The sequence below is a fragment of the Chryseobacterium sp. ON_d1 genome (assembly GCF_006829085.1).
Lineage (GTDB): Bacteria > Bacteroidota > Bacteroidia > Flavobacteriales > Weeksellaceae > Chryseobacterium.
The window spans coordinates 36,487-48,026 of sequence record NZ_BJTC01000007.1 but is presented as its reverse complement, the minus strand read 5'-3'; the positions used below and the strand labels follow the sequence as shown (position 1 = coordinate 48,026).

Annotated in this window: 8 protein-coding genes; 5 read left to right on the top strand and 3 right to left on the bottom strand. The window is 36.3% G+C overall.

Features of this window, described 5'->3' with window-relative positions:
* From CRS_RS24690 to CRS_RS12200, 3 genes are all read right to left on the bottom strand, one after another.
* Window positions 1-1,536 (bottom strand): phage tail sheath family protein (locus tag CRS_RS24690; protein ID WP_142724495.1); only part of this gene is annotated, 1,536 nt, incomplete at its 3' end.
* A gap of 77 nt (window positions 1,537-1,613) precedes the next feature.
* Window positions 1,614-3,287: a phage tail sheath C-terminal domain-containing protein gene (locus CRS_RS12205; RefSeq protein WP_142724320.1), complete on the bottom strand. Its 1,674-nt coding sequence runs from the start codon at window positions 3,285-3,287 to the stop codon at window positions 1,614-1,616.
* A gap of 53 nt (window positions 3,288-3,340) precedes the next feature.
* On the bottom strand, window positions 3,341-3,925 hold the full coding sequence (locus CRS_RS12200) for a DUF4255 domain-containing protein (protein ID WP_142724319.1): 585 nt from the start codon (window positions 3,923-3,925) through the stop codon (window positions 3,341-3,343).
* Window positions 3,926-4,482: 557 nt separating this feature from the next.
* Between CRS_RS12200 and CRS_RS12195 the strand changes: the two genes are divergently transcribed.
* The 5 genes from CRS_RS12195 to CRS_RS12175 all read left to right on the top strand — a co-directional run bounded on the left by CRS_RS12195 (window position 4,483) and on the right by CRS_RS12175 (window position 11,518).
* Window positions 4,483-4,803 (top strand): hypothetical protein, encoded by a 321-nt coding sequence (locus CRS_RS12195; protein ID WP_142724318.1) that lies wholly within the window; start codon window positions 4,483-4,485, stop codon window positions 4,801-4,803.
* Between the two features lie 45 nt (window positions 4,804-4,848).
* Entirely contained in the window at window positions 4,849-6,291 is a 1,443-nt protein-coding gene (locus CRS_RS12190) for a contractile injection system tape measure protein (RefSeq protein ID WP_142724317.1), read from the top strand.
* Window positions 6,292-6,421: 130 nt separating this feature from the next.
* Window positions 6,422-7,873 carry an ATP-binding protein gene (locus CRS_RS12185; protein WP_142724316.1) on the top strand — a complete coding sequence of 484 codons (1,452 nt, stop codon included), beginning with the start codon at window positions 6,422-6,424 and terminating at the stop codon, window positions 7,871-7,873.
* A 41-nt stretch (window positions 7,874-7,914) separates the two neighbouring features.
* Window positions 7,915-11,049 carry a peptidoglycan-binding protein gene (locus CRS_RS12180; protein ID WP_142724315.1) on the top strand — a complete coding sequence of 1,045 codons (3,135 nt, stop codon included), beginning with the start codon at window positions 7,915-7,917 and terminating at the stop codon, window positions 11,047-11,049.
* Between the two features lie 16 nt (window positions 11,050-11,065).
* Window positions 11,066-11,518: a hypothetical protein gene (locus CRS_RS12175; RefSeq protein ID WP_142724314.1), complete on the top strand. Its 453-nt coding sequence runs from the start codon at window positions 11,066-11,068 to the stop codon at window positions 11,516-11,518.
* Window positions 11,519-11,540 lie beyond the last annotated feature (22 nt).

The following is an 11,540-nucleotide window of genomic DNA, read 5'->3' as shown; positions in this document are numbered from 1 at the left end:
CTGCTGGTTAAGGAAATTTTCAATCATTGTCTGCACGCGAACCCATGTATTAGCTGTATTCGGTTCGAAAACGAAACGTTCTGTCGCTTTTTTCACAGACTCTTCCACCATGTTGAAGAAACGGCGTACTGAAACATATCTCCATTCGTTGCTGTTTCCATCCAGTGTTCTTGCTCCCCAAACCAATGTTCCTTTTCCTGTGAATGTTCTGATCGCATTGATGGATTTCCCGGCTGTTGTATCTACGTTAAGCGCATCCTGCTGTTTATCAGAAATTTTTTCTGCTGGGGCTTCCACGAAGTTCAGTCCTAAGTTAGCCGGTGATTTCCATACTCCTGAAGTGCTGTCTACTTTGGCGTAAACTCCTGCCATTGAAGATGATGGACCCAATACGACTTTTTTAGATTCAATAGCCTTTTTAGCCTGGTTATAAAAATCAGAATTTGTTGATTTCAACGCTGCTAAGGTTGCAATACCCGATGCACCGGTAATCAAAACATCCGCTTCCTTATAATTATAACTCAAAACTGTTTTTAATTTTGGATGATAAGCAGCTCCATATTTTAACCCTTTGGCCGTTACTTCTTTTCTGAAAATAACATCATCACCCAATACATCCATAATAACGAATCTGTCTTTCATCGATTCTGCCAAATCCAAAGCAGTATTATATGCAGAGTAAGCCTCGGTAATAGCAGAAGCTATGTTAGCGTCAGAAACATTATCGGCATTTTGAGAAGCAAAACCAGAAATGGTGTTGGTAGTTGTAAGATCTGCAGTATAAGCATCTGCAACAGCTTTGGCAGCAGCCTTAACGGCGGCAACACTAGGATTTGTAACGGCAGCTGCAGCTCTGGCAGCGTTTACAACAGCCTGAGCAGCCTGAGCAGCAGCAACTTCGGCAAGATTACCAGGATCATTAATTTCATAATCATCAGCAACAGCAGCGGCGGCGTCAACAGCAGCAGTTACACTAGCGCCATCAACAGCGTTTGAAACTGCTTTAGCAGCAGCTTCAGCAGCAATAGCTGCATTCCTGTTATCCATGGTAGCCTGAAGAGCAGCATCTGCAGCAGCAACTTCAGCAGCAGTAGCCACTAAACCTTGAAGATCCGGAAATACAATAAGCGTAGGTTCGTCTTCTTTTTTCAGCAATTCAAGACCCTTTAATAAAGTTTTATCCGATGTAGCAGATTCTACAAGTACAGGATCTGTATAGTTTCCTACTGCCACGATATAGCAAGGCCCTCCGCCATTTGCAAAATACATTTGCATCGCATAATACATTTTGTAATCGCTTACTTTAGGCTGCGTTGCAGTGGCAACACCGTCTTTGAAAGCTACAGCAAAAGTTTCAGGGTTTGCTTTTCCAAAAAGAGCTTCGTACTCCAACATAGAAGAGATTCTCGTTGGTTTGTGTTGCTCTCCTACTTCGGTATACCCGATAAAAGCAGGAATAGCAGTTTCAACTTGCGCTACGGAAGGCGGAAATTTCTCCAGTTCCTCCACATAGACTCCAGGGGTTTTGTAATTCATTTGTTAAAAAATTTTAAATTAATATTAATTATATCTCGAAATAAAACTTCGAATATTTATCCGTGATTGACAGTTGTTTATGATTGTTGTAATTGGTGCGAAAATTTCAGGATAATAAATTCTGCAGGACGTACCAACGCTATTTCGATCTTTGCATTCAGAATATGATGACCGGTAACTTCATCTTTAGTACCATCAACCTCTACTCTATAAGCTTCTTTTGGTGTGTTTCCTGCCAATGCACCTTCGATCCACTGTTGATTCAGGAAATTTTCCAACATTGTTTTTGCCCTCAAATAAGTAGAAGGAATGGCAAGCTCATCAATAAATGTTTGAAGGGCTGTATTGATTGACTGCTCAATCATATCATAATAACGGCGCACATGCACATATTTCCATACATTATCTTCAGTTCCTATCTTGTCTCTTCCATCAAGCGTTCTTGCACCCCAGACCAAGGTCCCTTTTCCTGTAAAACTTCTGATAGCATTGATTGATTTGCCTGAGATATCTATATTTAAACCCGAATGTTCCTGATCTGAAATTTTCTCTGTTGGTGCCATAACATAATTAAGGCTTACGTTTGCAGGCGCTTTCCAAATCCCTCTTATACTGTCTATTCTCCCGTATACTCCTGCCATTACAGATGATGGCGGTAAAATAACCTTTAAAGATTTTATGGCGTCCTTAATCTGACTGTACAGTAAAGAATCGGAGGTCTGTAAGCTTTCCAAAGTGCTGCCGTTTGCATTTCCCAAAAGGTCTTTTGCCGCTGATACTCCATCAATTAATTCATCAAACTCATCCAGGAAGTGTATATCAACACTGTCAATGGTTCCATTGTATATAGCTTCTATGATAGCAAAAGGCTCGGTAAGATCTACTTTTTGATCAGCAGTCTCATTAATTTCTTCTACAATTGCTACAGCCTGGGCCAATAGATCAGCAAGTACTGCAACATTTGCTGAAGCAAATAATATTTCGTCACTGGCCAGTCTTTTTAACTCTCGCAAAGCATCAGCTTCTCTACCGTAGAAGCTTCCACTATTTACCTGCCCATCCTGTAAACCTTTGTGTTCAATAATAGCCTTCTCGTCAAAAGTATAATTCAAAATAGTTTTCACATAAGGAAAATAAACAGCAGCATGGCTTGTTGAGTCTATTTCTCTTCTAAAAGATTCAATGGTGTTACTTCCGTTTGATATGATTGTAGTATTTCCGTAATAAGTATCCAGGATAGCAAACCTATTTTTTGTCTCATCTTTCGCTTTTACAATGACCTTCTTGTAAAGCGTATAAAAATCAGCTTCCCTGGATAATGAGATGGCATCAGGGAGAATAATAAGTGTGGGTTCTTTTATAGCATCGATCATATTTAATGCCGTTTCCAGTAAAGACAGCTGTACTGTTCCCCCTGAAGAATATTTCCCGGCAGAAATAATATAACATGGGCCACCGCCATTGGCAAAATACATCTGAAGAGCATAGTACATTAAAAACTGTACCTGAGGGGTTACAACCGTTACTCCCTTTCCTTGTATATCTCTGAGCTGGAGACTTTCTTTTTTTGCATGTCCAAAATACTGCTCATATTCAAGAAGAGAACTGATTTTTAGCGGCTTGTCATAGTCTACAGGAGTCAATTCGGTATACCCGATAAATGCAGGTATAGCGGTTTCTACTAATGCCACTGAATAAGGGAGTCTGGATATTTCTTCCACTGAAACACCTGGTGCTGTTGAATTCAACATGTTTTAAAATTTAAGTTAAAGGTTATTAGTTTTTGTTTTATTTTTGCTGTTGATTAATCAACTTTGATACTTTGTATATTTACCTCATTAATCAGTTCAACAGGAACTACATCTTTGGCCACAATTTTTATCACACTGATTTTATATAAGACAGAAGGCATTACCTTTCCGCCCAGCAGTCCCCAGATGTAACTTAGCTGTTCAAAGGGAACAGAATGCAGCTCGATTCTGAACCTGAAATTTTTATTTGGATCCGTATCAACATATTCCAGTACATTTTTTTTCTGAAATATTTCGATAACTTTTGAGATGTTCAGTAAAGCCCTGGCATACATACTCCTGTTAGCAGCCACCATTACATATAAGTTTAAGTAAGCTGGCGGGCTTTCTCTGTCATATCGGGTTGGGTTGTTGTCTACGATTACTTTTTCGTACCTGGATCTGTTCTTTAATGTTGATTCTTCCTCAACGCTCAGAAGGGTAATCACCACCTTATTATCAAGGCCTGAGGTTTCGTCCTCATGTTTTGCGATGTCCCCAACAACAGCGATATCGATTTCGTTAGGAACATTCGGATCCCATAAACCATCCGTAGCATTCAGCTGGTCTTTTAAAACGGTTAATACTTTATCAATCATAATTTCTGTTCTTAATTATTATGATGCAAACATACAATCAGACCTCTTCAAAAGACAAATATTTTGGGGCCTCAAACCTGTCTTTGCAGTAAATAGAATTTTACTCCTTATAAAAAAAACAACTGCATAACACTGATAAGCAGACAATTAAAAACTCATTAAAAAACACATCAATTTTGAACAAAGAATTTCATCACCTAACAGCGGCCAAATCTGAGCTTGTTATTCTACTCCAATTCTGTCACTATTTTCTCATCCTTTTCAACTTTTATAAAGGAGCAAAACCTGCATGCTTCCGATGGCTGGTCTTCTCCAGATGAGGTACTGTAAAATCCTTTGTTCCATCTCCAACATCAAAACACAAATTCTTCTCAGGCTTATAGTTTTCCGATTTAGAATTATCTTTTATATCTGTCAGTATCTAAAAATTTCCAACCTGAGAACTTAAGACATGATTTTTCCTTTTTACTGCAAAGACAGAATGCAGCAGCCTCATAATTAGCAGGATGATTTTTCTTCCTCTAATTTTGACCCAATAATTTTAAAACTTTAATCATATGAACATCAAAAAACTTTTTGGCAAACGCAATGAAATCATTGGTGGCCATTTCAACGAATTACGTGCAAAACTGGGTGTCGCTGATCAAAATGAAGAAGCTATTTTTTCTTTAAGAGAGGAAATCTGCAATCAGTGTCCTTTAAAAAACGGAAACAACTGTAACGCTATGAAATGGATGAATCCTGAAACACTTGAGGTTGCAGATTCTCCTAAAGATGGATTTATCAGAGGCTGCGGATGCAGATTGAGTGCAAAACAAAGATCAAAGCTAAGCCTTTGCCCTGCCGGCTTTTGGGGTGGAGAGTTTGACCGGAAATAATACCGTATCAGCAATCCCATATTGTATAACTAAAACCTATTAAATGTGAAAGAAGAACATATCATTCAGAAAGTTTTTGTCGAAATTACAGTCAACAATAAAGAAAAGGCTTTTAGTATAAAAGATGATATTAACAGCTTTCTGTCTATTGATGTTTTTCCGGAAATAGAAAAGTATATCAATACTTTAGAGTATAAGTTAGCTGGCCATACGCTTCAAATCCTCCGGTTAGAGCTGAATCTGGATGTAAAAAACAGCTCTTTAAACGCTGAATTGAAAGATAAAATTGTACAGCTTTTTAGCGAAGAACTGTCAGAAATCACAGATCCTGCTATCAGCATAAATGAAAAAACAGAAAGTGATCCAAAAGCGTATCTGATCAACAATCAGGAAAAAATATTTCAGGCTTTTATTTATTTTTTAGAAAACGGATGCATGCCATGGTGGAACCCCGTGAGAAAAGGTATTGCTTTTTTAGACTCACCAGTATTTGACAGTCTTATTTCAGCAGACCATTTCCAAAGGGATATCGCTCCTATTCTGGTAAAGAAAAGTGTTCAGGATCGAATCATCAATCAGCTTTCAAACGAACAGATTGCACAGTTATGCCTGGCAGCATTAAAAAATAAAGAACTAAAATTAGACTTAAGTGCTGAAATAATACGCCATCTGTCAAAACTAAACCCAACTGACAGAGCTATCGTATGGCGTTTGGTTCTCAATATGGTATCAGAATATGTGCATCGATCAAATAAAAACATTCAGGGATATCTTTTTGAGCAAATATCAAAAATAGAACAGGCGACCTTAGTACAGGGAAAAAGCAGTAGCCAAAATTGGCAAGTAATAACCCAGATATTCCCTTTTATTAAAGAAAACAAAATTCCTGAGCGTCTAAAAAATAAAATAATACATACTTCAGAAAACGGATCATCATTGGCAGAAACAACTCATCATAAAAATGAAATAACCCACGCAAATTTAAGCCAGGATAATGGCCAGTATATTCAAAATGCAGGACTTATACTGATACATCCCTTCATCAGGACCCTCTTTGAACATTGTGGTCTTCTGGATCCCAAAACCCAGGATCTCATTGATCCTGAAACAGGTGCCCATCTGTTGCATTATATTGCTACCGGAAAAACAAATGCCCCGGAATATGATATGGTCTTCGAAAAATTCCTGTGTAATATTCCGGCAAACCAAGCCATTAACAGACATATTAAGCTCTCCCGAAAACATAAAGCAGAGGCTAAGAATGTAATAGAAAGTGTTCAGCATAACTGGAATCCCATGCGAAAGTCATCTGTAGCACTGCTACAAAACGAATTTTTTCAACGGCCAGGGAAACTGGTTATGACCGACTATGATTATACCCTTACAGTAGAACGAAAGGCACAGGATATTCTGCTTGATAAACTTTCCTGGGGAATCGGTCTTGTTAAGCTGCCCTGGCACAAAAAATTCATATTGGTAAACTGGTAAAACTCTTTTTTACTGATTGATTTTTACGATACAAAATTTTCTGCAGATCTGTTTCCCACGGCAAGGAAAATATTTCTGAAGCCCCTCTCCTTCCTTAATCTTTTCAATAACATCAACTCAAAATAAACCTATGGAATCTCTAATTAACCATGAACAAAAATCATTGATAAAAACAAAAGTTAATGAAAAAATAAAAGTAGCTAATCCCGTATTTCAGGTCAGCGAAATACGTCATGAATCTCTAAATAAAGAAATGAAATGGCTGCAATCGCTCATTGAAACACGATGCAAAGAGTTATTTTTAGAAGATGAGATGGAATTGAATGCTTATGAAATACCTTCCCCTCCGGAATTTTATAACGAATCCCCCTACGCTATTACGGTAAACTCATACAGCCTTACCACCATAGAAAGGGTAATTCTGGCTCTGGGCATTGCTTCTGCCCATTATCCATCCATACTGAAAACATTTGTACAAATAGAAGAAAGCAGTAATGCATTTGCTATCGAAGCAGGCGGGGAATATAACAAAGTCAACCGCAGTTTTAAGCCAACTTTCCAAACAGCTCTTTTTTTACTTGCCGGTAAAGATTTAACATTGTGGTCACGATATAGTGCCCAGCTGATCAATGGCAGTATACTGCTACAAAACGACATTATTTACAACCGTTCTTCAGCAGAATTTATTCATGGAAAAATTGAACTGGATACCGCTTATTTGAATTATTTTCTATCCGGGCAAAAACCGCAGTTAGACCACGGCTCTTACTTCCCGGGAAGGCTTTACAAATCTGACCTCACCATGGATGACATCATTTTAGAAGATCACGTCAGGGAACAGATAAAACCCATCGGACATTATATAAAAGCATTGGAAAACGGTTTTTTCAAAACCAAGGGACACAGCTTTAAACCGGGCTTTATAGCTTTATTCTATGGTGCGCCGGGAACAGGAAAAACAATGTTGGCAGGTATCCTTGCCAATACATTTGGTATCGATATGTATCATGTGGATCTTTCACAGGTGGTCAGCAAATATATTGGTGAAACAGAGAAAAATCTTGAAGTGTTATTCAACAGGCTGCAGAGCAAAAACTGTATGTTGTTTTTTGACGAAGCCGATGCTTTGTTTGGAAAGCGTTCTGATGTAAAAGACGCCCATGACCGTTATGCCAACCAGGAAGTGTCTTATTTATTACAGCGGATTGAAAAATTTGACGGATTAACAGTACTGGCTTCCAATTTTGAAAACAATATGGATGATGCTTTCAAACGTCGTATAGACGTATCTGTAAATGTAATCCGGCCGACAGAAAACACCAGAAAATCGCTTTGGGAGCATTATTTACCTCATAATATAACCTTTGAAAGTGATGAACTTTTAAAACACTTAGCCAAAGAATATTCTTACACCGGAGCCAATATCCGCAACATTATGAAAAACATTACGATGGCCTTGCATGAGCGTAATGAAACTATGATTACCCATTCGCTGCTGAGCACTTATTTAATGATAGAAAACGAAAAGGCTTTCGGAAAAAACCAGTCCCGCATCAGCCCCTTCATACAAAAGTCAGAATAAGCTCCTAAAACAGCATAATAACGAATCTAATAACCAGCAACATGAGCAGACATAAAAAAACATTTGCGCCAAGGACCAACAGGTCCGAGGCGCAAATGAATGATCATAAAGAGGATGAAAAAAAACACGAACAGATCAGTGATCAGGACAGTAAAGTATCCCTTGCCAAAACAGAAGTTACCCAAATAACCTATGATCCTTTTAAAAACAGAGCATTCCGTAAAGTAGAAAAAGACGGATCTGTCATGCAGTTGTTTGATAAAGGACCACATGTAACAGTACTTAATAATGCACTTGATAAATTAGGGCATAAAGTATCAGAAAACAAAGCTTATTTTGGTGATAAAACAAGGATTGCTCTCATCAATTTTCAAAGCAATAATGGCATTACAGCTTCTGGAATTTTTGATAAAGAAACTTTGTTGAAAATGGACAGAAAGCTTGCGAAACTTAATGTTCAAAAAACTAAAAAGGATAATGAAAATATTGCTTTATCCGCAACATTTGAAAACCCTAAAACCAATAATACCAAAGATGATGACTCGATTACTTATACCATTATTATCGCGAAAAATCAAAAGTTTAATGGTAAATTGATTCAGACAGATGAAGATCTCAACCACTTTGCAGAATTTAAGATGCACCTTACCCGTCATCTGGTCTGGAAACCAGCATTTACGAATGAATATGTTCAAGAAAAAGTTGCCAAAGGAGGAACTGTAAACTATAGAATATCTGCAAAAGAAAATAATATAGAACAAGAGACACAGGCATTATCACCAGATAAAAAGCAATTTATCAGGGATGCAGCAAGTACTGCCGATTATATTCAAAATACGCGTATCCTTGATTTATTAAAACAATTATCAGAGGAAGATCTGGCGGATTATAAGAGTAAAGTTTCACAGGAAACAAATAGTTTGAATGCGATCGAAGAATCTCTTAGAGAATATATTAAAAATAGAAATGACCGAAATAAAGAAAAAGATAATCGAGAAAAATTACAAAATCGATTAGCAGGACTAGAAACTTTATACAAAAAATATACAAGCTATATTAAATTTAAGCATAGTCACGAAAGCACCCCTTACGAACGAAACGATCCTAACAAGGCATTTTTCGAAAATGCTTTAAATAAGCAATTAGAAGAATTACTGGTTTTGCTTGAAATAAATGGATTTACTCTGGACTCATTCAAAAAAACAATTATAGATTACGAGCTTTCTTTCCGTAAAGAAACTGTTCACATTGCAGAAGATTCTTTGATAAAGTACAGACATGTTCTCTTCGAACAAAAAAAGAAATTACTCAATGACACTTTTATAAAAAATTTATTAGAAAAAATAAAAGCCTCTAAAGCCAAAGAAAGTTATGAAGTAGCCAATAATGCCGACACACCAATCATCATCGAAAAACCGACTCCTGAAGAGAGGGATTTCAAAAATAAAATGGAGGCACTTGCCAGGAGTAAAAGAGCAGAGGGTAATACAGCAATCAAAGAATTATCATCTGTAACTCCACTCGTTGAAGATAATGGTTTTAATAAAGAAGGTTTTGCCAATGTAGAAACGAGACAGGAGCTTCACGATTTTCTGGAGAATTACATCAACGATCAGGAAGAAAATATAACAAAAATCATTGCAAAATTACAATCAGATCAAGGACTTTCTATTTATGGTTTTTCAAGCCTGCTTCAAAAATCAAAAGAGCAACAGGGAATAGCCAAAGACAGCATTTTTGATTTAATAATAAATGATAAAGAAGACCAGGAGAGCACCAGACATCTCATAGAAGGTTTACTGATAGGTGTTTTAGCTGTTGCATTAGGATTACTTTCTTTTGGTACGGGAACGGTAGCCGTATTATTAGCCGCAGGAAATTTTGCTTTAAGCAGTTATTTAACTTATGAAGAAATAGAATCATACCGCACCCAGCTTGCTGCTTATAAAGTAAATATTTCTAATGATGAGCCAAGTGCTGTTTGGGTTATTATTTCTGTTGTAGGTTCAGTTTTAGATGCTGCTGCTGTTGCAAAAATATCGGCTAAATTGGTGAATGCAGGCAGAGCATTTGAAGTATCAAAAGATATTACGGAAACCAGAAAACTTCTTACTGAGGCAAACTTAGCTCCTGCAGTTCGGGAACAAGTGATAAAAGCCCTGGAAAATGATTTGGCCAGAGTTGAAGCACTTGAAAGCAAAGTACAGCAAAATGTTGCTAAACAAACTAAAATAAAAACTCAAAAGGATGAAGTATTACATGGTTTTAGACAGGCAAAAAAACTTACTTATGTAACAATACCATTCCTAATAGAGACAGGTGAATTATTAGCCAGAGCTGTGTTTGCCATTCGAAAAGGAATTGTTACATTTGATAGTTTTATAACTGAGCTCAAACTAGCCAAAATAGTAAGTGAAACAGGATTAAATCCAGAAGAGCTGATAGCAGCGAAAAATGTTTTTGAGAAGGCAAAAACCCTAGCCAAAGATGACAAGCTGGCTATCGAACTTGAAAAAGCAATGGCAGATAATGATCTTACCAAGGTGAAAAGTTTGCTGGAAGAAACTGAAAAGATTAAAGGTGAAAAACCGGTCAAAAATACTAATTTAGATGAATCAAAATCACCTAAAGAAAAGGAGACAAATTCCAGAGAAAGCAAAATTGATGAAGAAAATGTTTCTACTACTTCCTCAATTAAAACGACAGAACAAATAATTACTGAGGTATCAGATAAATTATCTCAAATAATACCTGGTCTCTCAAAAGATCAAGCAATATTTATCTTAAAACATGCATTTTCTAGAAAATCATCTGTTGTATTTGGTGGTAGTAGAATAAGAGGCAATTATATTCCAACAAGTGATTTAGATGTTGGATTTGGCCAATTAACAAGTTCTCAGGCAGGAAAAATAATAAAATCAAATAATGCTATTTTTGATGCCGGAAAAACTGAAGGATGGTTAAAAATGGAAACGACTAAAATAATTCCAGGTAATGAAACAAAAAGTATTGAAAGAATTACAACTCCTGAAGATTTTTTTCAGAGATCTGGTATCAGATCAGCAGAGGATGCAAAAGCAGGTGAGGCATATGGTCCATCAGGATCTATTACAGTTGAACCAGACGGAAATATTTTTAAAATGGATATAAATGGAAACCAAATAAATATTAAATAAATTAAAGAAAAATAACATGCAAGTATACATTAATAACCAAAAAACTAATTCTCAACATTTATTCTATGATGAACATTACTATGAGAAATATATTGAAGGCAAAGAAATATATCAATTTGATATAAATATTGAGCTAGATACTTTCAATAAAATAATACAACCCAAGTACGAAGAATTGTTGAATGAATTAATAGAAGATGATAAACAAACCGGTGAAAACTATGCCTTAGAATTATTTGAAAATCTTACCGAATATCCTTCTTATGAAGATATTTTGAATGACACAAAAATTGGAATGAAAGAAAAAATGAGCTATCTTAATACTTTTTTTATATCACAAATTTTGAATGTCTATTTTAGTCAGAAAAGCAACTTTGATAATAAACGTTGGGTAATAAGGGAAGTTTTGTATCTAAATCAAAAAGAAAATAATGTTATAATTAAAGGTAATGCCCAAAAAATAGATTAATTATAGTACAAACAAGTTATTC